The sequence below is a fragment of the Massilia sp. PWRC2 genome, assembly GCF_049896725.1.
GTDB lineage: Bacteria > Pseudomonadota > Gammaproteobacteria > Burkholderiales > Burkholderiaceae_D > JAFCUW01.
The window spans coordinates 1-24,994 of the sequence record NZ_JAFCUW010000015.1 but is presented as its reverse complement, the minus strand read 5'-3'; the positions used below and the strand labels follow the sequence as shown (position 1 = coordinate 24,994).

18 protein-coding genes and 2 pseudogenes are annotated in these 24,994 nt (G+C 56.6%); 10 read left to right on the top strand and 10 right to left on the bottom strand.

The window, feature by feature from the left end; translation table 11 throughout:
• Nucleotides 1-446: 446 nt before the first annotated feature.
• The 3 genes from ACP7BZ_RS21455 to ACP7BZ_RS21445 form a co-directional block, all read right to left on the bottom strand.
• Nucleotides 447-974, bottom strand: coding sequence for a hypothetical protein (locus ACP7BZ_RS21455; RefSeq protein ID WP_426116963.1), 528 nt, complete (start codon nucleotides 972-974; stop codon nucleotides 447-449).
• A gap of 127 nt (nucleotides 975-1,101) precedes the next feature.
• Nucleotides 1,102-1,323 carry a hypothetical protein gene (locus ACP7BZ_RS21450; protein ID WP_426116961.1) on the bottom strand — a complete coding sequence of 74 codons (222 nt, stop codon included), beginning with the start codon at nucleotides 1,321-1,323 and terminating at the stop codon, nucleotides 1,102-1,104.
• A gap of 36 nt (nucleotides 1,324-1,359) precedes the next feature.
• Nucleotides 1,360-1,923: a recombinase family protein gene (locus ACP7BZ_RS21445; RefSeq protein ID WP_426116959.1), complete on the bottom strand. Its 564-nt coding sequence runs from the start codon at nucleotides 1,921-1,923 to the stop codon at nucleotides 1,360-1,362.
• Nucleotides 1,924-2,238: 315 nt separating this feature from the next.
• Here ACP7BZ_RS21445 and ACP7BZ_RS21440 point away from each other — a divergent pair, with 315 nt between their 5' ends.
• The 6 genes from ACP7BZ_RS21440 (at nucleotide 2,239) to ACP7BZ_RS21415 (ending at nucleotide 11,191) form a co-directional block, all read left to right on the top strand.
• Entirely contained in the window at nucleotides 2,239-2,913 is a 675-nt protein-coding gene (locus tag ACP7BZ_RS21440) for a heavy metal response regulator transcription factor (protein WP_426117040.1), read from the top strand.
• The gene (locus ACP7BZ_RS21435) at nucleotides 2,891-4,315 is read left to right on the top strand and encodes a heavy metal sensor histidine kinase (protein ID WP_426116957.1); all 1,425 of its coding nucleotides are present in this window, start codon (nucleotides 2,891-2,893) and stop codon (nucleotides 4,313-4,315) included. The genes ACP7BZ_RS21440 and ACP7BZ_RS21435 overlap by 23 nt, the downstream gene beginning before the upstream one ends.
• Before the next feature lie 183 nt (nucleotides 4,316-4,498).
• The gene (locus ACP7BZ_RS21430; RefSeq protein ID WP_426116955.1) at nucleotides 4,499-6,133 is read left to right on the top strand and encodes a 2Fe-2S iron-sulfur cluster-binding protein; all 1,635 of its coding nucleotides are present in this window, start codon (nucleotides 4,499-4,501) and stop codon (nucleotides 6,131-6,133) included.
• A gap of 25 nt (nucleotides 6,134-6,158) precedes the next feature.
• The gene (locus ACP7BZ_RS21425; RefSeq protein ID WP_426116953.1) at nucleotides 6,159-6,869 is read left to right on the top strand and encodes a hypothetical protein; all 711 of its coding nucleotides are present in this window, start codon (nucleotides 6,159-6,161) and stop codon (nucleotides 6,867-6,869) included.
• Nucleotides 6,870-6,926: 57 nt separating this feature from the next.
• A complete protein-coding gene (locus ACP7BZ_RS21420; RefSeq protein WP_426116951.1) occupies nucleotides 6,927-8,147 on the top strand; it encodes an MFS transporter in 1,221 nt (406 codons plus the stop codon).
• 50 nt (nucleotides 8,148-8,197) lie between these two features.
• The gene (locus ACP7BZ_RS21415; RefSeq protein ID WP_426116949.1) at nucleotides 8,198-11,191 is read left to right on the top strand and encodes a Tn3 family transposase; all 2,994 of its coding nucleotides are present in this window, start codon (nucleotides 8,198-8,200) and stop codon (nucleotides 11,189-11,191) included.
• Between the two features lie 118 nt (nucleotides 11,192-11,309).
• Here ACP7BZ_RS21415 and ACP7BZ_RS21410 read toward each other — a convergent pair whose 3' ends face one another.
• From ACP7BZ_RS21410 to ACP7BZ_RS21390, 5 genes are all read right to left on the bottom strand, one after another.
• Complete coding sequence (locus tag ACP7BZ_RS21410) at nucleotides 11,310-11,579, bottom strand: metal-sensing transcriptional repressor (RefSeq protein ID WP_426116947.1); 270 nt, start codon at nucleotides 11,577-11,579, stop codon at nucleotides 11,310-11,312.
• Nucleotides 11,580-11,825: 246 nt separating this feature from the next.
• The gene (locus ACP7BZ_RS21405; RefSeq protein WP_426116945.1) at nucleotides 11,826-12,545 is read right to left on the bottom strand and encodes an MgtC/SapB family protein; all 720 of its coding nucleotides are present in this window, start codon (nucleotides 12,543-12,545) and stop codon (nucleotides 11,826-11,828) included.
• A gap of 415 nt (nucleotides 12,546-12,960) precedes the next feature.
• Complete coding sequence (locus ACP7BZ_RS21400) at nucleotides 12,961-14,610, bottom strand: Nramp family divalent metal transporter (RefSeq protein ID WP_426116943.1); 1,650 nt, start codon at nucleotides 14,608-14,610, stop codon at nucleotides 12,961-12,963.
• Nucleotides 14,611-14,682: 72 nt separating this feature from the next.
• Nucleotides 14,683-16,227, bottom strand: coding sequence for a carbohydrate porin (locus tag ACP7BZ_RS21395; protein WP_426116941.1), 1,545 nt, complete (start codon nucleotides 16,225-16,227; stop codon nucleotides 14,683-14,685).
• A gap of 544 nt (nucleotides 16,228-16,771) precedes the next feature.
• Nucleotides 16,772-17,467, bottom strand: a complete 696-nt coding sequence (locus tag ACP7BZ_RS21390) for a VIT1/CCC1 transporter family protein (RefSeq protein ID WP_426116939.1) — start codon at nucleotides 17,465-17,467, stop codon at nucleotides 16,772-16,774.
• 542 nt (nucleotides 17,468-18,009) lie between these two features.
• Between ACP7BZ_RS21390 and ACP7BZ_RS21385 the strand changes: the two are divergent.
• Both ACP7BZ_RS21385 and ACP7BZ_RS21380 read left to right on the top strand, forming a co-directional pair.
• Nucleotides 18,010-18,342, top strand: a pseudogene (locus ACP7BZ_RS21385) (DUF4158 domain-containing protein); the annotation flags it as partial.
• A gap of 64 nt (nucleotides 18,343-18,406) precedes the next feature.
• Nucleotides 18,407-18,616, top strand: a complete 210-nt coding sequence (locus ACP7BZ_RS21380; protein ID WP_426116937.1) for a transposase — start codon at nucleotides 18,407-18,409, stop codon at nucleotides 18,614-18,616.
• Nucleotides 18,617-18,857: 241 nt separating this feature from the next.
• Here the strand turns inward: ACP7BZ_RS21380 and ACP7BZ_RS21375 are convergent, their stop codons facing one another.
• The gene (locus ACP7BZ_RS21375; protein ID WP_426116935.1) at nucleotides 18,858-20,555 is read right to left on the bottom strand and encodes a methyl-accepting chemotaxis protein; all 1,698 of its coding nucleotides are present in this window, start codon (nucleotides 20,553-20,555) and stop codon (nucleotides 18,858-18,860) included.
• Between the two features lie 162 nt (nucleotides 20,556-20,717).
• The gene (locus ACP7BZ_RS21370) at nucleotides 20,718-21,332 is read right to left on the bottom strand and encodes a recombinase family protein (protein WP_426116933.1); all 615 of its coding nucleotides are present in this window, start codon (nucleotides 21,330-21,332) and stop codon (nucleotides 20,718-20,720) included.
• 157 nt (nucleotides 21,333-21,489) lie between these two features.
• Between ACP7BZ_RS21370 and ACP7BZ_RS21365 the strand changes: the two genes are divergently transcribed.
• Nucleotides 21,490-22,524 carry a DUF4158 domain-containing protein gene (locus ACP7BZ_RS21365; RefSeq protein ID WP_426116931.1) on the top strand — a complete coding sequence of 345 codons (1,035 nt, stop codon included), beginning with the start codon at nucleotides 21,490-21,492 and terminating at the stop codon, nucleotides 22,522-22,524.
• A 387-nt stretch (nucleotides 22,525-22,911) separates the two neighbouring features.
• Nucleotides 22,912-24,477: pseudogene (locus ACP7BZ_RS21360) on the top strand (transposase).
• Nucleotides 24,478-24,994: the final 517 nt, after the last annotated feature.

The window sequence follows — 24,994 nt, the reverse complement described above, 5'->3', positions numbered from 1 at the left end:
ATAACCCTCTGTAGGAGAGTCCAAATGAAGCGCAAAAACAGCTTTTTGAAGCGAGCAAAATTACGGAAAAATCGAGCTGCGGATGGCGGGCATGCTACCCTCACAGCGTTCCGTCTGCTGCATAGTTTGAAGAACGCTGTGAGGGTAGCATGCCCGCCAGTCACTGTCAATACATACAGTAGTGAGCCGAAGCACTAGGGGTGTGCTTCGCCATGTCGTCCTCTTGACCATTTGATGTCCCACACTTCGCGCGTAGGGGCTTGATCGATGTGCCAGGTTGTGTGCTATGATCCAGTCCTGATTACGCAGACAGCAGAAAATTTGTCGGCGGAGCTGCGAGGCCTGGCTAGCTAGGTCACATGAAGGGAAATTGTAAATGTGCAAGATTCTGCTCTGATTTAGTTCAGGGAGATTTATTTACAAGGCCGTCCTTCCTCGTAATCATCCTATTTCTTTGCCTTTGGCAACCCCTTGATCTTCCGAACTTTGGCCTCGTCTGCATGATATGCAGTAATAGAGGCCAGTTGGCGTTCGCCGGCATCGTTCAAATTTTCCAGGGCGACCACAGCAACAGCATTCCAAGTCACTTCACCAAATTTCAGCTTCTTGATACCATTCAAGAAAAAGGCCTGTTCCTTATTCTCCTCTTTTTTATACTTCGTGTTGACGTGGATCTCGGAGAATTGGTTGTAGGCCGCAACCAGGATGTCCGCAACAAACTCCTCTGAGACACCCTGCGCTAAGCGGGAATCAAGAATGTGATCGACGGTGCTGGCGTTAATCTCCACCCCGCCGCACTTTGTAGGCGCCCAACCTTCTTTGGCGCAAATCTTTGCGATTCTCTCCCGTTGCTTGGGTGTCAACAAATACGAAAACGCGGGCATTGCAGGGGCAGCATTAATGTTCGTACCCGTCTGTCTGAACGCGTTTACGATAGAAACGAGGTTTCTTATTGCCTCTTCAAACTCATGCATACAATTTCGCGCCGAAAGAAAACAACATGATACGACATCACTGATAAACTGTATAAAAACACAGTATTAGGGGTCAACAGGGGAAACCCTGCGGCCCCAATCCAGTGCCGCAGGGTGCTTGACTGACTCACGCCCATAACTCCGAACGTCTGCCGCCTAACTGGTCTGCCAGCTTGGCGACGTTGCTCCATATTTGTGATGGGTTCACTGACCAGCGCAACGCAATTTCCTCGATCGCCATCACCACGACCTGCACGGGCGCCTCGTCCAGGAAGTGAAGCAAGTTCGCTTCATAGCCGCTCAGCGGATCGCCACTGGCGAGAGCCTTGTCCAACTGATCGCTGGTCATTTTGGGGTTTGAGGTGCAGTGGAACGAAAAACCGCGTTAAGCCTCCGGCCCCACTTTCAGGTATTGATAAAGCGTCTCGCGGCTGATACCGAACTCGCGCGCAAGCGTAGCTTTTGCCTCGCCGGCAACGCGGCGGCGGAGCTCAACCACCTGGTCATCCGTCAGCGCTTTTTTGCGGCCGCGATAAGCGCCGCGCTGTTTGGCCAAAGCGATGCCTTCCCGCTGTCGCTCGCCGATCAATGCCCGTTCGAATTCCGCAAACGCTCCCATGACGGAGAGCAGCAGATTTGCCATTGGTGAGTCTTCGCCGGTAAAGCTTAGGCATTCTTTGACGAATTCGATTCGTATCCCACGCTTGGTCAAGGTCTGCACCAGCCGGCGAAGATCGTCCAAATTGCGCGCCAAGCGATCCATGCTGTGCACGACGACCGTGTCTCCTTCGCGGGCGAACGATAGTAGGGCATCAAGCTGCGGCCGCTGCGTGTCCTTGCCTGAAGCTTTCTCGGTGAACAGCTTGTCTACCTGGACCTGATCGAGCTGACGCTCCGGATTCTGGTCGAAACTGCTGACCCTGGCATAACCGATACGCTGACCTCGCAAAATGTGTCTCCTTGATTTGATGTGTCAGGAAAGACTCTATGACCGTCCATGTCAACTGTCAAGAAATCAACGTAGCGACCCTATTCTGACGCGTTGTATGTTCGTATTCTGACGTCAGGTTAGGGTATAGCTCAAGCTGACACATCACTTCTTATGGAGGCGCCGGAATTACTTTAGGGGAACCTCCGGCGTTCAAAAATTAGCGCAATGAGCTTCATGAACGTCATATGATCGCGGGGGCCACAAAAATGAGTTGGCATGACGAAGCATTCAAATTGGCAAAGCTCGGCTGCTGGACACGATAAAGGTTTGGAAATGAAAATACTGATCGTTGAAGACGAGCCCAAGACCGCCGCTTTCATCAAACGCGGTTTTCTCGAGGAAGGTTTCGCTGCTGATCACGCTGCGGATGGGCCAGACGGGCTTCATCTCGCGCTGACGGGAGTATATGACCTCATCGTACTTGATGTCATGTTGCCCAAGCAAGACGGCTGGTCGGTGCTTACGCAAATCAAGGAACGTCTGCCCCGCCAGCCGGTGATTCTTCTCTCGGCACTTGACGCCGTTGCTCATCGGGTCAAGGGCCTGGATCTGGGCGCCGATGACTACCTGGTCAAACCGTTTGCGTTTTCCGAATTGCTTGCCCGTGTGCGCAACGCCTTGCGTCGGGCGCCGGCGCAACAACCTGATATCTTGCGTCTGGCCGATCTCGACATGGACTTGGCTCGGCACAAGGCATCACGGGCGGGAAAGCCGCTTGAACTCGCTCCACAGGAATACCGACTGCTCGAATACCTGCTTCGTCATCCCGGCGAGGTGCTGACCCGGACGCGGCTGGCCGAACAGATATGGGACATCAATTTTGACGGCGACAGTAACGTGGTCGACGTCGCTGTGCGCCGACTGCGGCGCAAGGTTGACGATCCGAGCGAGCGGAAACTGATTCACACTCTGCGGGGCGTCGGCTATGTCATCGAAGAACGGCTTTGAGCCAATGGCCGTGATCGGGGAGCACGGCTCGATCGCCTTTCGCCTCACGGTCTGGTACGCGCTCCTTAGCGTGGTGTTGATCGCGTCGGCCGGCAGCATCCTGTACTGGGTCTTGGCGGACCGCCTGCGCCAGGAAGATGACCAATGGCTGGCTGGTCGGATCGCCCAAGTGCGCAGTATCCTGTTGTTACATTCCCGCGACACCGCAGCGCTTCAGGAAGAGGTTCATCGCGAGGCCGCGATGCTTCCCGGCTCCTATCTGCGCGTCGTCGATGCCCAAGGCATCAATGTGATAGAGGCACCGATCCCGCATGCCGTCGCGGGCGGACGCCCATTCGCAGATCCCCGTTTCCGCACACGCGGCGACGAACAGGGAGTGGACTGGGCTTCAGGCTCGGGGGAGACGTACCGACTCATGTCCGCTCGCGTCGGCGTTGGCGCCGGATTTACGGTGCAGGTTGCAATGAACCGGACCAGTGAAGAAGAGGTACTCGCGGCATACCGGCGCATCTTGTGGCTCGCTCTTTCCGCCTCGCTTGCCATCGCCGTTATTGCGGGTTACCTGATCGCACGGCGCGGCCTACAGCCAGTGTCCCGGCTGGCAGCCATCATCGCGGAGCTGAGCGCAGCACAGTTGCACCGGCACGTAGTGGACGACGACTGGCCTCGGGAATTGCAACCGCTCGCCGCCAATTTCGACCAGCTCCTAGTGCGCTTGGATGAGTCGTTCGTCCGAATGTCCCGATTTTCCGCCGATATCGCGCACGAATTGCGTACCCCTCTCCACATTCTTCAGGGTGAAGCGGAACTGGCTCTTTCCAAGGACCGCTCGAAAGAGCAATATCGCGACTGCATCGCGTCGGCTACGGAGGAGTACGAGCGCCTGGCACGGATGGTCGACGCGTTGTTGTTCCTCGCCCGTACCGAACAACCCGACTCGCTGCCTAACAAGCAAACGCTGGTCATTGAGCATGAGGTCGCAGCCGTGTGCGCTTTCTACCAGGCGCTAGCGGACGAGCAAGAAACCACCCTGATCGCTGGCGGCTCGGGGACGGTGCTGGCTGATTCCGCCCTATTGCGCCATGCGTTGGGCAATCTGATCATCAATGCACTAAACCACACTCCAAGCGGCGGGTCCGTTGTTGTCGATGTGACGAAAACATCTGATCGCGCTGTGGAAATCGTCGTCAGCGACACCGGAGAGGGCATTGCGCCGGAGGATTTGCCCCACGTTTTCGACCGTTTTTATCGTGCTGACAGCGCACGCTTCAGGCAGGGCGCTGGCACAGGACTGGGCCTCGCCATCGTCAGGTCAATCATGCTGTTGCACGGTGGATCGGTTTCCATTGATAGCCAACTTGGCCGCGGCACCGCTGCGACACTGAGATTCCCTGCCACGTAACAACGATATGAATCGGGCATTGCAAGATGACCAAACGGTCAGCTTCCGGTCATGTCGTCGCACTACTTTCTTCGCTATGATCGCGTCCACATGTAGTCGGCACGCAACCTCAGCGCACGATTTTTCCCATTCCCTGAACAGGCACCGATAGCGATCGGTCCGACCTGAATCCCATTGAAAGCGATGAAATTAATGGAAGAGTTTTTAATCGCTCAGTTTGATATCTCATTTATCGATGTCAGCGCCTATATTGGCCTGACGGCCGCCGGCATCATGACCCTGAACCTTTTCATTGGGCTGCTGCTTTCGGTGCACTACAACACCGAACTCCGGTGGCCTCATCGGCGTCTTCCACTGCTGGAACTTCACAAATGGTCCGGTTACAGTGCTCTATTTATTTCGCTGCTGCATCCCGCGTGGCTACCATTGGCGAAAGCGGCGAACTACACGGTTCTTGCGGTCTTTTTCCCTTTCATCACGCGCGAGCAGCCGATCTTGACGAGTTTGGGTGCGCTCGCGGCGTACACACTGATATTTGTCGTGGTGACTGCGTACCTGCGAAACCGATTCAAATATACGTTGTGGAAAAAACTGCACTACGCAAGCTATGTCGTGATCGGCTCATTTCTGGTCCATGGAATTTTCACCGAACCGTCGTTGAAACAAAATGCAGTAATCGACTACTTGGATGGTGGAAAGCTATTTATCGAAGCTTGCGCTCTTGTCTGCGTCAGTCTCGTTGTCTGGCGCGTGACATATGGAACCAAGCTTCGTGCGTTCAATGCGGCGCAACAGCCGGAAGCGCCTTCCTGGCGTGGTGAACTGGTCATTCACTCGATCATCGATCTGCGCGATGACGTCAAAATGTTCCGCCTGGTGAACCCGCGTGGCGGGGATCTGCCTTTTACTTTTTTACCCGGACAGTCTCTGAGATTTCGACTCAAGCAGAACGACAGCGTGTTTACCCGCAGTTACAGCATCTGCTCGGCACCAGACTCAAAAAGTTTTTGCGACATAGCTGTGAAGCGCACGAGCGACGGCAAAGGGTCGGCCTATCTGTACAGCATGACGCAGGTAGGGCAACTCTTGACATGCGATGGCCCGCACGGCACCTTCACGTTCACTGGCGCAGGTTCCGATGGCGTCGTTCTCATCGCTGGCGGTATCGGCCTCACGCCGTTGCTATCGATCGTCCGCCATCTGGCAAACCAGAAGTGGCCGCACGACGTGTTTCTTCTGTTTGCCGTGAGTACCCCGGCGCATGGGTTGTTCGAGGAAGAACTACACGCACTCGCCGAACGGTATCGGCATTTCCACTACTTGATTTTGCCATCCCGAATCGATGGGACGGAATGGCCCGGTCCGAGCGGTCGCTTGCAGTCTTCTCATCTTGTGGAACTCGCCCCTCAGATTGCGCGCCTTCCTGTCTACCTATGTGGTCCTGAGCCAATGATGGCGGCAACAATTTCCAGCCTTCGCAGTTTGGGCGTGGAAGAAGCACAAATCCATACTGAATCATTCGGCGGCGCAATCATTCACGACGACGCGCTACGCGCCGCGACCATCTTTTTTGCAAAATCCAAGAAAACCGGGTTGGTCACTGCCGGCGGGACGCTGCTTGACGCCGCAGAAGAATACGGCGTACCGATCGAGTCGCTGTGCCGAACAGGGGTCTGCGGAACATGTAAAGTCCAACTGATTTCAGGTGAAGTCAAGATGCACACCGACACATCGCTTACCGCACGGGATATCCGCGATAACCTCGTCCTCGCTTGCCAGGCACGGCCGACCACATCAAAAATAGAAATCGCATGTTAACCCTACAAAAAATCACGAGAGCACAATGAAAAAATTCCAATATGGATGGGTTGTTTTTGGTCTGCTCGCCACTGCCGGCACGGCGCAATCGGAAGAGTTCACAGGTCAGTATCTCGCCACAGGCAATCTCTCGACCCAGTCGCGCCTGATGCCCTCACTGAATAGTCGGCTGACAGCGAATTATGCGCCACCCGCCCTGACGGGCAATGTCGATTTTCGTCTGGAGCGCTACACAGAGAACTCGTATCACACCGTCGATGGGAACATGACGCGCGAGCGGAAGTTTGAAGCGCAAGTCAATTTCAACTTCCCACTCACCGAACATTTTACGGCGACGGTCGGGGCGTTGCGGCATGAAAATTACACGTTTCGGGACAACTATAACTGGGCTGTGGCGGGCTTGTCATGGTCTGGCGATATCGCAAAAAACTTGAGTCTCACCACAGCGCTGTTAGCTGAAAAGCGTAACGGTGGTGGTCGCACTTTTTATGATCTGTCCGGAACTGCCGAGCACCGTTTCAATGAGAAGTATGGGGCGTTTGTCGCCGCTCATATTTACGAAAATTTGGGCGAGTTCGACGCATCGCCATCTCGTAAGCGCGAGTTCGAGACGGGCATAAATTACTACATCAGTAAACGGTATTTTGCCGGAATTTCCTACTTTTATCATCAGCAGGTTGGCGATCCGACCGACCGGTTTTCGTTCGTGAAACTGAAAATTGGCGTAAATTTCTGAAAAACTGCGTTCTGGACGAGCAGCTTTAATATATGGTTTCATGACGATGACGAAAAAATGACAACAAAGAACATCGGCAGCACACTCAAACAAATCCCATTCGGGATCTGGATGCTGGGATTTGTGAGCATGCTGATGGATATTTCCTCGGAAATGGTCCATAGCCTGCTTCCCTTGTTCATGGTCGGCACGCTCGGGGCCAGCGCCCTCGTTGTTGGCTTGATTGAAGGACTTGCCGAATCCACCGCCCTCATCGTCAAAGTGTTCTCGGGAGCGTTGAGCGACTACCTCGGCAAGCGCAAGGGCCTGGCATTGTTCGGTTATGCGCTGGGTGCGCTGACAAAGCCACTTTTTGCGGTGGCGAATACAACCGGCATCGTACTTACGGCTCGTCTACTGGACCGGGTAGGGAAAGGTGTGCGAGGGGCGCCCCGTGACGCGTTGGTCGCTGATATCGCTCCACCACACCTGCGCGGCGCCGCTTTCGGCCTGCGCCAATCGCTTGACACGGTGGGGGCATTTCTCGGCCCACTGCTTGCGGTCGGATTGATGCTTTTGTGGGCCAACGATTTCAGGAAGGTATTTTGGGTTGCGGTAATTCCGGGCCTGCTGGCCGTTGCGCTGCTTCTGTTCGGTGTGCGCGAACCAGTGCAGCATCAAAACGGCAAACGTACAAATCCTATCCGCCGAGAAAACCTAACACGTCTTAGCGCCCGGTATTGGTGGGTAGTTGGGATTGGCGCGGTATTCACCTTGGCCCGTTTTAGCGAAGCATTTCTTGTCCTGCGCGCTCAGCAAAGCGGCATCCCGGTTGCGTTTGTGCCACTGGTGATGGTAGCGATGAATTTGATTTATGCCGCCTCGGCGTATCCATTCGGAAAACTGTCGGACCGCATGAGCCATACGAAGTTGTTGGCGCTCGGGCTTGTCGTCCTGGTGGCCGCCGATCTGATTTTGGCCGCAAGCGATCATTGGGCGGTGGTATTAAGCGGCGTCGTGCTTTGGGGCGTTCACATGGGGATTACACAGGGACTCCTGGCAACGATGGTCGCCGATACGGCACCGGCTGATCTGCGCGGCACGGCCTATGGCGTGTTTAACTTGATGAGCGGCATCGCCATGCTGATAGCAAGCGTGTTGGCAGGCCTGCTATGGGATCGATTTGGGGCGTCGTCAACGTTCTATACTGGTGCCGTTTTTTGCATGGTGGCCCTGATTGGGCTCGCCAAGTATGGTTCCGGCGCGATCCACGACTGCGCTACCTCTCCCTCTAAGTAATACACCGATGCAAGCCAGAATGGTGCAATCACAGCTAAGCAGGGAAACTCATGCCAGTCAGTTTTCTCTCGAACGACCAGCGCGACAACTATGGCCGTTACGCTGGGCCACCTTCGCCCCATGACCTTGCGCGGTATTTTCACCTGGACGACACTGATCATGTGCTGATCGCGCAAAAGCGCGGCGCGCACAATCGGCTGGGCTTCGCCGTTCAGCTCGGGACGGTACGCTACCTGGGCACGTTCCTTGACGACCCGTTAGCCGTGCCTCAGCCCGTGCTATCGACGCTGGCCAAGCAGCTGCGCATCGAGGCACTAGATAAGGCGAGCGCCTACAGTGCCGGCGAGCAGCGCTGGCAGCACGCGACGGAAATTCGAGCATCCTATGGCTACGTTGAATTCACGGAACCCCTGATCGCGTTCCGCCTGACCCGGTGGCTATATGCTCTTTGCTGGACCGGCACCGATCGGCCGAGTGTACTGTTTGAGCGCGCCACAACATGGCTGATGACGCACAAGGTACTGCTACCAGGCTGCACGACGCTCGAACGGTACGTTGCGCGCCTGCGCAGCCGCGTAGAGGAGCGTTTATGGCGCTCGCTTGGGAATGGGATCAGCCTGAACCAGCAAACGCGCCTGGAAGCTCTCCTGGTATCTTCCGGCGGCATTCGGAACTCGCCGCTGGATCGCCTGCGTACCGGGCCGGTGGTTGCCAGCAGCCGGTCGATGAGCCTTGCGCTCATGCGTTTGCAATCGGTACGTGAGCTTGGCATCCGGCTGCCGGCTGCCACGCGCATCCCAGCTACGCGGGTCGCGGCCTTGGCCCGGTTTGCTGGCGCCGCTAAGGCCAGCGCAATCCTGCGCCTGCCGTTACTGCGCCGCACAGCAACCCTGGTCGCGTTCGTGCACTGCCTCGAAGCATCGGCACAGGATGATGCCCTGGAAGTGCTCGAGGTCATCCTGCGAGAGCTTTTCGGTGACGCCGTGAAGGCGGACAAAAAATCGCGCCTCCGTTCGCTCAAAGACCTTGACGAAGCGGCGGCAATCCTCGCGGGCGCTTGTCAAATGCGGCTAGACGATGCCGTGCCGGATAGTGAGCTACGCAAACAGCTATTCGCGCGGATTTCGCCTGACGCTCTCGCCCTGGCCCTCGCAGGCGTCAACAAGCTGATTCGACCAACCGACAATGTTTACTACCAGGAGCTGGACGCCAAGTACAAGACCGTCCGCCGCTTCCTCCCAGCGCTGGCCGAGCACATTCACTTTGGCGCAAATGCCGCCGGCGCGCCGTTCGTCACAGCTTTCGCCTGGCTTCGCGCCAACATGACAGTGAAAAGGCCCGGTAACGATGCACCACGCGACATAATCACCAGGCCTTGGCAACGCCATGTGCTGCGCGAGGGTGACACCATCGATTTCCATGCCTACACTTTCTGCGTGTTGTCCGAACTGCGTGTCGCGCTGCGGCGGCGCGACGTGTTCGTGACCCCGAGCTGGCGTTACGCCGATCCGCGCGCCGGCTTGCTCGATAGCGCGGAATGGGAATCCACGCGTCCGATCATTTGCAGGACGCTGGGTCTTTCGGCGGCGCCGGGGCCAACCTTGACCGCCTTGGCTGATGAATTGGGCCGCACCTACCAGGCGGTAGCCGCCAGGTTACCCGACAATCCGGCCGTCCGGTTTGAGAAAGTCGGCGACAAATACGAACTGGTGCTCAGCCCATTGGACAAAATGGACGAGCCGGCGTCGTTGATCGCGCTGCGTGCCAGGGTCATAGGCATGCTGCCGCGCGTCGATCTGCCAGAGCTGATCCTGGAGATCGCCGCCCGCACCCACTTTACGGACGCCTTCACCCACATATCGGAGCGCACTGCGCGCGCTTCCGATCTGCATGTGAGCATCTGCGCGGTGCTGATGGCCGAAGCCTGCAACACAGGACCGGAGCCCCTGATCCGCGGCGACATACCGGCACTCAAACGCGACAGATTGTCGTGGGTGGACCAGAACTACCTGCGCGACGATACCATTACAGCGGCAAACACCATACTGGTATCGGCGCAGGGCCGTTCGGCGCTGGCCAGCGTGTGGGGCTGCGGCGAAGTAGCGTCCGCCGACGGAATGCGGTTCGTGGTGCCGGTGCGCTCGGTGCATTCCGGGCCCAACCCGAAATACTTCGGCGTCGGGCGTGGTGTGACCTGGTACAACCTTATATCGAACCAGTTTTCAGGACTGAACGACATCACGGTGCCTGGCACGCTACGCGACAGCCTGGTTCTGCTGGCCGTCGTCTTGGAGCAGCAAACCGACCTTCAGCCGACCCAGATCATGACCGACACCGGCGCCTACAGCGATGTGGTTTTTGGGCTGTTTCGCCTGCTTGGATATCGATTCAGTCCGCGCCTGGCCGATGTCGGCGGTACGCGGTTCTGGCGGATCGACCCGAAGGCGGACTACGGACTGCTCAATTCTGTATCTACACAGAATATCAGCCTGCAAAAGATCGAGCCGCATTGGAACGACATGCTGCGCTTGGCCGGCTCGCTCAAGCTCGGCCGGGTGCCGGCTGCCGGCATCATGCGTACGCTCCAGGTCGGAGAGCGCCCGACCCGGCTTGCTCAGGCCATCGCCGAGTTCGGCCGCGTCGACAAGACCTTGCACACGCTCACATACATCGATGACGAAGCGAAGCGTCGAGGCACGCTGACTCAGCTCAACCGTGGCGAGGGGCGACATAGCGTCGCCCGCGCTGTTTTCCATGGCAAGCGCGGCGAACTGCGGCAGCACTACCGTGAAGGGCAGGAGGACCAGCTCGGTGCGCTCGGCCTGGTGCTCAACATGATCGTGCTGTGGAACACAAGCTATATGGAGGCCGCATTGAACCAGCTTCGCACGGACGACTTTTCGGTCCGGGATGAGGATGTGGCGAGGTTGTCGCCCCTACTGCATGAACACATCAACATGCTGGGTCGGTATTCGTTCTCAGTACCGGACGCGGTGGCCAAGGGCGAGATGCGGCCGTTGCGCAATCCAGCGATCGACGAGTAGGCCAGAAACCGGCCTTAACCCGGTTTTCCGTTCCACTGCACCTTAAACCCCATGAACAGCCAGGCATTGGATGAACCCTGCTGTAGTAGTGTTGAAAATTCAGTCATAGGAAAGCGCCTTACAAGTATTTGGTGATGGCTTTGAATTCGCGGATGGTTTCATCCGCGCCTTGGGTGCCTTCACGCACCGCGTGTTCAAGGCAATGGTCAATGTGGTCATGCACCAAGGCTTTCTTGGCGTTGCTGACTGCGCTTTCGACCGCTTGAAGCTGCTGGGCAATGTCTAGGCATCCGCGCCCCTCTTCGAGCATGACGATGATGCTTTTGAGGTGGCCTTCGGCCCGCTTGAGCCTCTTGATGATGTCGGGGTGTGATGTGTGTGTTGTCATGGGCAATATCCTATCCTAGTGGATAGGATATTACAGCAAGAAAGAAATGGCCGCCACCCAGCCAAGGCCAGAGCGTCTTAACGTGCTTTATTTTCCCTTTTCTGAGACGACCCCTCTTGGAAAGCTTTACCTTTTCGAGGCGATGGGTAGAAATAGCCAAGATAGGAAAAGCGATCCTGTTTCGCTACGCAAGTTGACCGATTAAGAGTATGTGTCGTGTGCAAGAAATCATTTAACATCCGCAATTTACACCTCAGTTTTTTCCAGCGCACGGCGGTCTAACATCGCCCAACGCACTACCGACACGCTGCGCTCCATACTCACGCGGCTGACAATTTGTTCAAGCATGACCTGGTTGCCGGGCGTCGCAAGCACGTCGGCGCGCACCTCAATCTTTCCTGTCTGCGGCGCGTCTTCACTATGCAGCGACTGCAGGACCAATGTCGACATGCCATTAAGCATGTGTAAGACCAGGCTGCGTACATGTACCTCCTCAGTTGTGCTACAGACAGCCGTTATTCGATAGGCCTGCTCGACCTCGTTGGCGGCGGCCGCACCTTGCACATTGATGCGCTGGGCGACCCCTCGCAAGAGGAAATTCGCTGCCAAGACAAAGGCTGTGCCGATCGCCGCTTCTAGGGTATGGTTCAGACCGGCCAGCACGCCGACTGCGGCCGAGCACCATAAAGTCGCTGCCGTATTGAGGCCGCGCACGTTCAATCCTTCACGCATGATGACGCCGGCGCCGAGAAAGCCAATGCCCGACACGACTTGTGCAGCGATGCGTGCATTGCCCTGCGGATCGTCAGTAAAGGCCGCTATCGTGACGAAGAGAGCCGAACCGGTCGCCACGAGCGCATTGGTGCGCAGTCCCGCCATTCGCTGACGTAGTTGTCGTTCGGCGCCGACAAGCGCGCCAAGGGAAAGCGCTGCGAAAACGCGCAGAGCAAAGTCATACCAAACCATAACAAACTCCCTTCGACCTAAACGATTGGCGAAATTTTTTTGTCCAACGAAACTAGCATTCATCTGCTGCTATGAATCACAAAGTGTTCGCGTTGGTTACGTAATACGTAAGAGGCCCATCCTTACGGTTGACGTGGGAGGGTAGTTGCCAGCTCCGGGCCTTCGAAAGTCGAAGGCTGCACATGGTGCAAGCGAAAGGGCACCGTCACGGATTATGATTTTGAAGTTTCCCCCCCAAAAAAACTCCGCGCCGCCGCACCCGCACCTTGTGCCTCTAAATGGAAGTCTGAAGTTGATAAAATCAGATCGCAGCCGCAAACGCTGATGCATCCCCGGCGCTCGTCTTCCGTCGCGCAGAACGGCGTTAAAGCACTATTTTGAACTGGTCTAACGGCGCCTTTTGGCGTCGTTAGACTCAGCCGAATGCCATCCGGACGACTTTGTAGGCGACCATGCAAATCGCAATAATCAGATAGCCGCGCAGCACCCCCATCCACACCAGCGTGCCCAGGGTCAGATTCATCGGCTTGAGCTGATCCAGTGAGGGCATGCGCCACAGCGTTCTATCTTGCACTGGCGACCGCGTAGCCACGACCTGCAGGGTCTGCGTACGTTTTGCTTGAATAATCTTTACCGCAAGCGTTACGACAAGGGCGATCAAGCTGCCACCGACCAGGATGCCGACGATGGCTTCACTGGAGATGTCGGGAAAGATCACCGCCGCTGTGAGTATGATCGACAGCATCACGAGGATGGCGACAATGGCCGCAGTAAAAATATTGAGCTTGCGGCCATTCACCCAAGGCCCCAGTACTTCCTTGTCGTTACACAGCAACAGCAAGAAGACCGACGCACTTGGCAGCAGCACGCCGGCCAGTGTCTGCACCGCATTTGTCAATAAACCAAGCGGCGTGCCGGGGATCAGTACGAGCGCTGCGGCGATCACGATGAGCGTGAAATAGACTGCGTAAAAGCCGATCGCTTCCTTAGGCTTGCGATGCAGAGAGTGGTTCGTCGAGAGCACGTCACCGACGGCGTACGCCGTTGACAGCGATACGGCCGAAGCACCGATTATGCAGGCGTCGATCAGGGCTATCGCAAACAATTGGGCCGGCAGTTTACCGAAGTATTTGGCGATGCCGCTTGCCACCGCGCCGGCATCTGCAAAATTGCCGAATTCTGGCTTGCCGGCGAAGGTGTGTGCGGCGAACGCCATCATTGCGACCGCGCCAATAATCACCAATACAATCCCTAGCACGAGATCCCAGCGCTCATATTGGATAAAGCGGGTGGTGATGCGTTTGTCAATGACGTAGCTTTGTTGAAAAAATAGCTGCCATGGAGCGACCGTGGTACCAACAATGCCAATCACCAGCAGCATGATGTCACTGAGCTTGGCGCCTTGTGGATACGACGGCACCAGAAAATCATGCGCCAACTGGCCAAGTGGGGGATGGACCATGACAAATACCGGTACTAGCAGCAAGCTGGCGAAGACCAACACCATCGAAAACCGTTCGAACCGCCGGAAATTCCCGGTGCTGACCGCCATCATGATGAGTAACGCCGCTGCAATAACCCCGGGAATTTTCGGTATGCCCAGAAAGGTCAGACCGAGCGAAATGCCGATGAATTCAGTGACGATCGTCAACGCGTTGACAAGGAAGAGGTCGACGACGCTGAACGCTCCCCAGAACCGCCCGAAGCGTTCGAGAATCAGGCGCGCGTGGCCGACACCGCTGACCACGCCGAGCCGCAGGACCATTTCCTGATTGACGTAAAGCACTGGGATTAACAACATCAAGGTCCACAATAGCGTGGTGCCATAATTCTGCCCAGCTTGTGTGTAAGTGCCGAACGCGCCAGCATCGTTATCGCCAACCATGACGATCAGGCCCGGCCCGATGATTGCCATTAGCGTCTTGAAGCGTGCCATCCAGCTGCTGCGTTTGCCGGTATCGGCCACCTCAATGGTGCCGAACGCGCCACGAATATCACCAACGTGAGCGCTGTCGAGGGCCGCGCCTTGGGCCCGGATGTCTATTTGACGAACTTGGTTTTCCATATCTTTCTCCTCGTGCGCATCGAACTTAGCTAATGCGCGTGGTTTTCAGTTATCAGTTATTGATCGCAAGTGTCAGTAGTCGATATGCAGGCGCATCGCATAGATGCTGACGGGGCCGCGCTGCGCGTTATAACCAGGATTGGCGACGCGCTGATAGTCCGCCGCAAGGCTGATGTGATTCGTTAGCACAGCGTTGTAATAGGTCTCGACTATCCTTTCGGACCGGTAGCTCGGCAGCATGCCATCGCCAACAAATGCCCCGAGTCCGCCTGAAGCCAGATACGAGCGATGCGCCGACGAAATATCATTTTTTGCAGCGGCAAAGCCAACCGTATCCTTTTCCCGTCCCCATAGCGCCCCTTGTACTGAAACACCGCCCGACAGTGACCTGTCGACTTCAGAAAACTGGTACGTTTCCGTCTTACCGTTATTGAATCCGGCACGTCCAAATACACCAATTTCTGCACTCACGCGCTGTTCAACATTGAGGCCGGCGCCGGTTTTAGTTTGATTGCGCCGCACGTCTGCAACATCTGGCGAGTCCTTGCCATTAACTTGGGCGTAGAGACGCGCGTCGTCAAAGTTGCCCATCTTGGCATGGTTGCGAAAGGCATACAGCCGCACCTTTCCGGGCTGGCCCATCAGGTTGTGGCTATGCTCGATTTCGAATTGCTGAGCCGCGTGGCGCGTCAAACTACGTTCCAGAGCCAGGCCATTCGATTCGATCGGCTGCGTGAATTGGCCAACCCGAAAAGCCCAGTCATTGACGTAATATTCGAGCGCTGCGCCCCAGGTATAACCGCGGGCGTCGGCGGCAAAATCCGAGGCTATATGGGTAAAGAAAGTCCAGTTCAGGAACTGCGTGCGCGCATCGTGAGCGTACGCGTTGTTGTCAAAAATGTCGGGCGTCGAGATATTCCCGACCGTGAGCACCACGCGGTTGGTGTCGACACTGCCAGCAAGCTGGTTAGGTCCCGATTCGAGCTTGATCGATTCGCCGCCCAGGTTGAACGTCTGGCGTACGAACAAACGCGCGCGATAGAAGGTCGGCGTAGTTTCGCCCATCTTCTGATTTTCATTATTGTTAAATCCGCCGAGACCATGTAGCCCAGAAAACTGGTTGGACTGAATCATTTCGGGATTGAAATACAGCTCAGTGTTGGCAAAGGGCCGAAAACCTAAGAACGCAGTAACGGTCCAGGTATAGGCCTTCTCATGGATCGGCAGCAGGCTGTTCGTGCCGCTGTAGGGCGCTCTGAAAGTGCCGTGTTCGGCTACGATCCAGGTGGTCTGGAATTTGGCGTTGAACTTTTCTGGCGTCTCTATCAGGTTCGCATCATTTACAGCCGTAAGCGGCATAGTTGCGCCAGGCGCTTCAATGTCTGCAGCAAGCGCAATTAACGGAAACATCAGCCCGGACAGCACGACGCCGACAACGCTCAGCAGCGCAGATTGTTGCGCGCCCAAATTGTTAAACACCATGCGTGTCAGTGCAGCCAGGATCTTGTGCAGTGAGCCAATCAAACGCGTTGGTCGAAATGTGAATTCGCCATACTCGCGCGGGGCGGTAAGAACCAACGTTCCATAGAGACTCTGTTTTTGTGTTGTGTCGTGCATTGCTATTACTTCCATTTTTAGTGCGCACGCAGCCGAATGCCTCGGAAAAAAATCCGGCATAAATGTGCGGCGAGAATCCAACGCACGCGTGCAAACGCACGCCCGCGTAGGGCAATCGCAATTAGTCTTTTGGAAGGGCGCTACAGAATTAATCCCGGCGGCATGCCAGAATTGGTTCGCGTGCGCACTGCCTCGTCATTGAGTGTCGAGACAGTGGACGCCAAAGATCAGGTTGGTCCGAAAACGTGTCTCAACAGTTCGATACGGTGTAGCCGAAAGGTCGCTTACAACTGCCTGAGTCCATTTGGACCTCCATTCAATAATAACGGGCGTATGATCCCGGAAATTTGCCAAGAAGTAAAGCACGAAAGCCAAAAAATTGAGTGGTGTGATTTTGATGCACTTTGCTTTGACCAAGGAAGATGACCTGGGGTTTAACTTGATAAACAACTTGCTGCCGCTGTTCTGCCTCCCCGCCGGGTCCGACAGGACGGCACTTTGCCCCGTCGTCGAACCAACTTGTGCTGAAGGTGGCAGAGCGCCATCACGTAATGGCGCCGAAGGCGGCCCCTACCCCTACCGAAAACGACATTGCCAGCGTACTCCAGAAGGTGATGCGCACTATTCCCGGCAGGACTTTCGCGCCGCCGGTGCGAGCCGCGATGCCGCCCAGGATCGCCAAAGCTCCCAGGGTGGCGGACACCATCGAGAACATCAGACTCTGCACGGGTACCAATGCGGTCACGACAAGCGGGAGCGCGGCACCAACGGAAAAGCTGACAGCCGATGCCCACGCGGCTTGGAATGGTCGCGCCGTCGATAGCTCGGAAATGCCCAATTCGTCCCGTGCGTGCGCGCCAATCGCATCGTGCGCCATGAGCTGTTGCGCTACCTGTGCCGCAAGAGAACGGTCCAGACCTCTGTGCATATAAATCATGGTTAGTTCCCGGTGTTCACCCTCATGATCGTTTTCAATTTCCGTCTGCTCCTCGGCAATGGCAGCCTTCTCAGTATCGGCTTGGGACGATACTGAAACATATTCTCCAGTGGCCATCGACATCGCGCCAGCGACGAGTCCGGCGACTGCGGTCAGCACGATATTCCCATGCGCCGCATGCGCTGCGGCCACGCCGAGTACGAGACTGGAAGTTGATATGATCCCATCATTTGCCCCGAGGACTGCCGCGCGAAGCCATCCAATATTTTGAATACGATGTTGCTCGTGGTGCGTTTTCCCCATGCCGATCTCCAAATGAGTGGTATTTAAAAAGACAACGAGAAAAAATTATAGGTGCGTTCATTTGGAAAGCCTAGCTGAGATAGGATGAATCAGTGTCGTTATCATTCTCATTTTGGCGCGGTATATCCTTGCCATCACATATCGATTCACGCCACCGTTGAAGCGGCGCCCTGTCTGCCGGTAGGCAGGAATTTTGTGGCTTGCGCTAATCCTCTGCAACAAGGCGGGAGGCGGTATCGCTGTCGGCTTGGCAAAAAATATTAAACGTTTGCCGGCACCAAAAAGGGTGACGGGATGGACGACCTATACAACGCTGCAACGAAAAAAAGCGGGTATTATCCGTCCATCAAAAAGGCGGTCGGTATGGACTTGCCTTAAGTTCGCAAGACCAGCACCGCTCTGTGTTCGTGACGATCGAGTGAGCCGACCAAAAATTGAATTGCAGCGTTCTGAGGTGCAGGGCCGATGCGCTGACGCCTTGAAGCTGATAAGCCGTGAAACGTTCCGCCCACTTCTTACAACACACAAAAGGAACCGATCCAATGCCGCGCCGCTCACTGCTCTCCGACACGGAACGCGCTAGCTTATTGATGTTGCCAGACAGTCAGGACGACTTGATCCAGCACTACAGCTTCACCGAAACCGACTTAGCGTTGATCCGGCAGCGCCGGGGCGACGCCAATCGACTTGGTTTCGCTATCCAATTGAGCCTGCTGCGCTATCCTGGCTATGCGTTAGCCAGCGATACGGTGGTGCCGGAGGCGCTAATTCAGTGGATTGCCAGCCAGGTACGCAGCGACGTCGCTGCTTGGCCGCAATACAGCGAGCGCGAGAAAACGCGCAATGAGCATCTGCATGAGTTGCGCGCCTACCTCGGCATGAGGTAACCTGACTTTTTCGGACACTCTAGTTTGGTAAACTTCACCAACTGGAGAATTTATGGCACGCTCAAAAACATACACCCCGGAGCTTCGGGAAGAAGCGGTAAAGCTGGTCCTGACTCAAGGCCTGACGCTGGACGACGCCGCGTTGCGCCTGACGATCCCCAAAGGAACGCTGGGCAATTGGGTTGCCGCCGCCAGGCACGGCACGTCGCCCAAGGTGGCCCCTGGTAGCCGCTCCGTGCCTGAGCTAGAAGGGGGACCGTAAGGATTCCTACGTAAATGAGTAATAGGCGAAAACAGCTTTGGAATCAAAGTATTTTTGCGTCACCGAGCGACAGGTAACGCCAGAACCCCTCGTTCCAGTGGGCGTGCGTAATTGATGTGTGGGCGGTCACGCCGGGCAAGTTGGCCGTGCTGTAGGACAGCGACGTGTGCCTCGGTGGCGGGATCATCGACATTTCGACGCCGGCCCGGATGTGATGCGCGCCGCCCCGCTACGCGCGATCCTAGAACTCTTCCCAATCGTCGGTCTTCGCGATGGCTGGCGCGATCCGTACATGCGCGATCCTGACTGGCTTGGCAGCGCCGCTGGTGCGGGCGGGCGCGGGCCCCGCAGGCGCACGCCCGATGGACGCCGCAACGGCGGGTCCCGCACTGTGCGCCCCGTCAAGTTTGAACGCCGCCACCACCTTCGCCAAGTTCCCCGCCTGATCCTGGAGCGACGCAGCGGCGGCGGCGGCCTGCTCGACCAGGGCCGCGTTTTGCTGGGTCACTTCATCCATTTGCGCGATCGCCTGATTAATCTGCTCGATGCCCGAGGTCTGCTCCAAGCTGGCCGCCGAAATCTCGCTCATTACGTCTGTTACCCGTTTGACGCTTTCGACAATTTCCTGCATCGTCGAACCGGCCTGACCGACCAGTTTCGTGCCCGCATCGACCTTCTCGACCGAGTCGCCAATCAGGGCCTTGATCTCCTTGGCCGCCGCCGCCGAGCGCTGCGCCAGGTTGCGCACTTCGCTTGCCACCACCGCGAAGCCACGGCCTTGCTCGCCGGCGCGCGCCGCCTCCACCGCCGCATTCAGGGCCAGGATATTGGTCTGGAAGGCGATGCCGTCAATCACGCCGATAATATCGACGATCTTCCGGGACGAGTCGTTGATCGAGCCCATGGTGTCGACAACGTGCGCCACCACTGCGCCGCCCTTGGTCGCCACGTCGGATGCCGATGCCGCCAGCTGATTGGCTTGGCGCGCATTTTCGGCATTCTGTTTCACGGTGCTGGTGAGTTCCTCCATCGACGATGCGGTTTCCTCCAGCGAACTGGCCTGTTGCTCGGTCCGGCTTGACAGGTCAAGGTTGCCGGCCGCGATCTGGTTGGAAGCGGTGGCGATGGTATCGGTGCCGCTGCGTACCTGGCCGACAATATCGACGAGACTGTCTTGCATGGCCGAGAGGGATGTCAAGAGTTGCGCAATTTCATCTTTTCCCTCGACCCGGATGCGGTGGGTCAGGTCTCCTTGGGCGACGGCATTGGCCGCGTCCATGGCCAGGGCCAGCGAACGTGAAATGCCGCGCACCAAGGCGAGTCCGAACAGGACGGCAAACAGCACGCCAACGCTGATCGAGCCGATCGCGACGAGGCGGATGGTGGCGTACCGTGCCAGGGCGGCTCCATATTCCTTCCTGGCCTCGTCGAGTTGGATTTTCATCAGAGCGTCGATGTTGACGCGCATCGGCTCGTACAACACGCTAATTTTTTCGACCAGCAGACGTCTCGCTTCGGGTATGTCATTGGCGCGCAAGGCGACCATGCTCGGACGCAAACCTTCTTGCAGGTATTTGGCGCGGTTCTCGCCAAATGTCTTGGCGACCTTCGCTTCCTCGGTCGTCGCCGTGGTGGCCATGTACGCGTCCCAGACCTTGGCGGTGTTGGCAAAATTGGCCTCCATCGCGGCCAATTTTGCCTGGATCACCTCGGGCGTGGGCGTGATGATGGCAGTGCTGATGGCTAGGCGGTTCTCTAGCAAATTGCCTTGGATATCGGCAATTTGGCCGATGGCCACGGTGCGGTTTTCGTAGACAGTCTTGAGCGCGTCATTGGACTGGCCGATGCCATACAGACCAACCGCGCCCACACCGATCAGCAATACCGAGAGGATGCCGATTAGAATGATCAGACGGGTGGAGATGTTGAAACTATTCATAGCGGCTACCTCGATGACGGCGACGCTGCTTCAGCGGGCCAAACCAACTAAAATTCAGGATGCCGGCTTGTCATTTGCCCGAGCCCTGGCTGTAACACCGTGAGCGGGCCGACTGATGCTAAGCATCGAAAGACCGCTTTTGGCCGTTCTCTGCCTATCCAGCTACGTTTTAATCAAAATCTTCTGCCCTGCTTGCTTCAGCGTGCCATCACCATTCACATATGCATAAAGGGTCGTGGTCGTGATGTCCAAACGGCGCGCCACTTCGACGGCATTGGCTTTCGGGTCTGCCATCGCCGCCATCGCCATCATCACGGTTGCCCGATCCATCTTCCGAGGACGGCCGCCTTGGCGTCCACGCGCTCTTGCCGAAGCAAGTCCCGCATGTGTGCGTTCGGCAATTAATTCTCGCTCGAATTCCGCCAGCGCTGCAAAAATTCCAAAGAATAGCCGTCCGTTCGCGGTGGTCGTGTCGATCTGTGCGCCCGCGCCGGCCAATACTTTCAAGCCGATGATGCGATTACGCAATTCATCCACCGTCGTTACCAAATGCTTCAAGTCACGGCCAAGTCGATCCAGCTTCCACACTACCAATGTATTGCCGGGCTGAAGCGCCTTGAGGCAAGCATTCAACCCAGGTCTGTCATCCTGGCGGCCTGATGCAAAATCAGAATAAATCCGATCGGGCTCCACGCCAGCGGCAATCAGCACGTCACGTTGCGGTGCCAGCGTCTGGCTACCGTCGCTTTTGGAAACACGAACATACCCGACCAACATAGTTTATCCAATGTACAAGAAAAGCTGAATCCAAGGGTACAATATTGCGTTGTTTTTCTCAATGAGTTTTCTTGTGGTTTTTCGGTCCCGTGTGGGCATTTTCATAATCGCAAGATAAACGGTCGTTTTTCTTGCACTAATTTTCTATTTCCCCAAATTGCAACCAAGCGACACCGCCTATCCGCGCTTCAAGAGCCGCCTATCGCCCGTCGAGCTGGAGCGTTTCTACACGCTGACCGACGCCGAACGCATTTTCTGCGATGGCGCGACCAGGTCGGATACGACTCGGCTGGGTTTTGCGTTGCTCCTCAAAACCTACCAGCGGCTCGGCTATTTCGTCACGTCCATTCACGTGCCATGCTCGATTGTCGAGCATATCGGCGCTTTAATCGGCGCGTCCTGCAACCGGGACAATCTGCGCAGCTACGATGCTTCGCAAGCCAGGCGCAAGCACTTGTCAGCGGTCCGTCAACATCTGTCGGTCAAGGTGTTAAGCGAGCCGGGTAAGCTACTGCTGCAGCAAACCCTGGCCAACGCGGCACTGACCAAGGACGATGTGATCGATATCGTTAACATCGGCATCGAGACACTGGTGCGCCACAGTTATGAATTGCCAGCCTTCGACACGCTGGTGCGCGAGGCGCGCGCCCAACGGACCGCGACGACGCAGGCGATGTATGCGCGCATCGAGGCAGCTCTGGGCGAGAGCGGACGGGAATTTCTGAATGCGCTGTACGTGGTGGGCGACGACCCGCGCCATGTCAGCACCTGGAACGATATCAAGCAAGATGCGGCATTGCCGACCATCGACGGCATGCGCGACCTGGTGGCACGTTACGACCAATTAACCGGACTGTCATGCCATGTCGGGCTGCTCAAGCCGATTCCTCTCGTGAAGATCAAGCAATGGGCGCTCGAAGGCAACAGCCTGGACGCGGCCAGCATGATGGACATGGCCGCACCCAAGCGCCATGCAGTGACGTTGGCCCTGATTCGGCAGCGGCTGGCGCGCGTGTCCGACGACCTGTGCGATATTTTTTGCAAACAGATGAAACGAGTGGAGCACGCCGCCGACGAAGCGCTGGAAAAATACCTTGCCGACAATCAGGAAAAGACCGACGAGATTCTGCGGCGGTTCGCGGCGATGGAGACGCTGCTCAATTCCAACCAACCGGATGTCGAACAATTGTAGGGCATCCGCAATACCGTCACGGCTCGCCCGGACTTGTGCGAGTTTTCCCGCCAGCATGCCGAGTATGGCGGCAAAAACCAATGCCGATTTTTCTGGCATCTTTTCAAGCCTCGTCGCGCCGAGGTCCTGCGCATTCTCAGCAAACTACCACTGGTTGCGACCAGTCAGGATGCCGGCGTCGAGCAAGCGTTGGCCTTCGTGCTGGCGAATCGACATCGGCACCACGAATGGATAACCCTCACGGCTACCGACAGCGCGCGCCTGACGCTGGCGAATCTTGCTTGGATTCCGGAAAAATGGTGGAAGCTCGTGACTGGCGAAACCCAGCGCAACGTTGCGCCCACGCGCATCAACCGGCGCCAGTTCGAAGTCTGTTTCTGCGCTCAGATGGTGCGGGAGCTGAAGTCTGGTGACGTTTGTGTAACCGGCAGCGATGCTTATTCGGACCATCGGGATGAGCTGGTGCCAATGGAAGAGTGCGAGCGCACACGTGCCGACTATGGCGAAAAAGTCGGAATCCCGGTGAACAGTACCGAGTTTGTCACCCACGTGCGTACGCTCCTGACGCAGGCCGCACAACAGGCCGACCAGAGCTACCTGGCGAATCCGCATTTCAATATTGTTGACGGACGCCCGAAGCTGGACCGGTATCAGAAAAAGGCGCTGCCAACCGGATTCAAGGAACTTGATGATGTGCTACGGCGCAAGCTCGACCGACTTGAACTGTCGTTGCTTGATGTGCTTGCCGACACGATGCAATGGCTGGGCTGGGGGAAGCACTTCGGCCCCCTGAGCGGCCACCAGGGCAAACTGCATGACGAAGACCGGCGCAAAATCCTGACGGTGTTCGCTTACGGCACCGGCATAGGGCCAACCCAGATCGCAAAGAATATTGCCGACGTAAGCGCGCGCCAAGTGTCCTTCGTCAATCAGCGCCAGGTCACCACCGAAAAGCTGGAGGCCGCAATCAGCACGGTGATCAATGGCTACAACCAATTTCAGCTGCCGCAGTATTAAGGTGACACCAAGCGTGCAGCCGCCGACGGCACGCAATGGAACCTGTACGAAAACAATTTGCTGTCGGAGAGGCATATTCGCTACGGTGGTTACGGCGGTATTGCCTACTATCACGTCAGCGACACTTACATTGCGCTGTTTTCGCACTTCATCCCCTGTGGCGTCTGGGAGGCCGTGTATATCCTCGACGGACTCACCAAGAACACGTCTGACATCCAGCCCGACATTTTGCATGGCGACACGCAAGCCCAAAGCGCGCCGGTCTACGGACTGGCATTTTTGTTGGGCATCAAGCTGATGCCACGGATTCGCAACTGGAAAGACCTGAAGTGGTTTCGCCCGGCCAGTGACACGACCTACGAACACATCGACGACCTGTTTTCCAAGGACGTGATCGACTGGGACCTGATCGCGTGCCACTTGCCGGACATGCTGCAAGTGGCGCAATCGATTCAGGCAGGCCGCATTTCGCCGTCGACTATCCTGCGCAAGCTGGGCACCGCCAGCCGGAAAAACAAGCTGTACTTCGCGTTTCGCGAACTGGGCCGTGCCGTGCGCACGATGTTCCTGCTGGAATATATCGGCGACCAGGAGTTGCGTCAGACCATTCAGGCCGCCCAGAACAAGTGCGAAGGGTTCAACAACTTCGCCCAGTGGGCGTATTTCGGTTCCGACACCATCGAAGACAATGTGCGCGAGAACCAGTTGAAAATCATCAAGTACAACCATCTGGTCGCCAACCTGCTGATTTTCCATAACTGCCACACGATGACGCAAGCATTCAAGGAGCTGGAAGCCGAAGGCATGCAGTTGACGCCCGAATTGCTGGCCGCTTTCAGTCCGTATCGGACGCATCACGCAAATCGTTTCGGGATGTACGAATTGCGCGACCGGAAGCTCGGACCCATTGATTACGGCGCAACGTTCAAAATTTAGCGGCGTCGGCGATGTTACTCATTTACGAAGGAATCCTTACGGTTCCCCTAATTCCGTCAAATCGAACGATTTGATTGGATCCGTCTGTAAAGGCGAAACGCTCTGCCTCTTCGATTCAGCGGTGGCTAGCCACCATGGCTGCTCTTGGCCGACTGTGGCCGGTCGCAATAAAGGCGAGCGCGATCTAGAGCGCGACTGTCCGGTATTGGCCGAAAGTGGCCTTTCGGTAACGGTACTTTAGATCATTTCCGTCACCGGCAAGGTGCTCAGCTGTAATTTTCTAGCTTAGCGTACTATTTTTGGTTCTGTCGCATTGTTTAGCGCAAGACGGATTTTTTCGTGCCGAGTATCGCCCGCACTTATGCGGCGTTGTTGAATTAATCGACGCCAGGTAAAAAGGCTCTATGCCGTTTTGAGTGGAACTTTACACGGCGGCGGAAACGTGATGCTGCCAAATCGTGTGAATTTCCCCACCCCTAACCCCGCCCCGAGGGCGGGGAAGTCCTTGCCGCCGGAC

Bases quoted from the DNA above. Each gene is read 5' to 3' on its own strand.
- ACP7BZ_RS21455 (WP_426116963.1), bottom strand. From the start codon at position 974: ATGCATGAGTTTGAAGAGGCAATAAGAAACCTCGTTTCTATCGTAAAC.
- ACP7BZ_RS21450 (WP_426116961.1), bottom strand. From the start codon at position 1,323: ATGACCAGCGATCAGTTGGACAAGGCTCTCGCCAGTGGCGATCCGCTG.
- ACP7BZ_RS21440 (WP_426117040.1), top strand. From the start codon at position 2,239: ATGAAAATACTGATCGTTGAAGACGAGCCCAAGACCGCCGCTTTCATC.
- ACP7BZ_RS21435 (WP_426116957.1), top strand. From the start codon at position 2,891: ATGTCATCGAAGAACGGCTTTGAGCCAATGGCCGTGATCGGGGAGCAC.
- ACP7BZ_RS21430 (WP_426116955.1), top strand. From the start codon at position 4,499: ATGAAATTAATGGAAGAGTTTTTAATCGCTCAGTTTGATATCTCATTT.
- ACP7BZ_RS21425 (WP_426116953.1), top strand. From the start codon at position 6,159: ATGAAAAAATTCCAATATGGATGGGTTGTTTTTGGTCTGCTCGCCACT.
- ACP7BZ_RS21420 (WP_426116951.1), top strand. From the start codon at position 6,927: ATGACAACAAAGAACATCGGCAGCACACTCAAACAAATCCCATTCGGG.
- ACP7BZ_RS21415 (WP_426116949.1), top strand. From the start codon at position 8,198: ATGCCAGTCAGTTTTCTCTCGAACGACCAGCGCGACAACTATGGCCGT.
- ACP7BZ_RS21410 (WP_426116947.1), bottom strand. From the start codon at position 11,579: ATGACAACACACACATCACACCCCGACATCATCAAGAGGCTCAAGCGG.
- ACP7BZ_RS21405 (WP_426116945.1), bottom strand. From the start codon at position 12,545: ATGGTTTGGTATGACTTTGCTCTGCGCGTTTTCGCAGCGCTTTCCCTT.
- ACP7BZ_RS21400 (WP_426116943.1), bottom strand. From the start codon at position 14,610: ATGGAAAACCAAGTTCGTCAAATAGACATCCGGGCCCAAGGCGCGGCC.
- ACP7BZ_RS21395 (WP_426116941.1), bottom strand. From the start codon at position 16,227: ATGCACGACACAACACAAAAACAGAGTCTCTATGGAACGTTGGTTCTT.
- ACP7BZ_RS21390 (WP_426116939.1), bottom strand. From the start codon at position 17,467: ATGGGGAAAACGCACCACGAGCAACATCGTATTCAAAATATTGGATGG.
- ACP7BZ_RS21380 (WP_426116937.1), top strand. From the start codon at position 18,407: ATGGCACGCTCAAAAACATACACCCCGGAGCTTCGGGAAGAAGCGGTA.
- ACP7BZ_RS21375 (WP_426116935.1), bottom strand. From the start codon at position 20,555: ATGAATAGTTTCAACATCTCCACCCGTCTGATCATTCTAATCGGCATC.
- ACP7BZ_RS21370 (WP_426116933.1), bottom strand. From the start codon at position 21,332: ATGTTGGTCGGGTATGTTCGTGTTTCCAAAAGCGACGGTAGCCAGACG.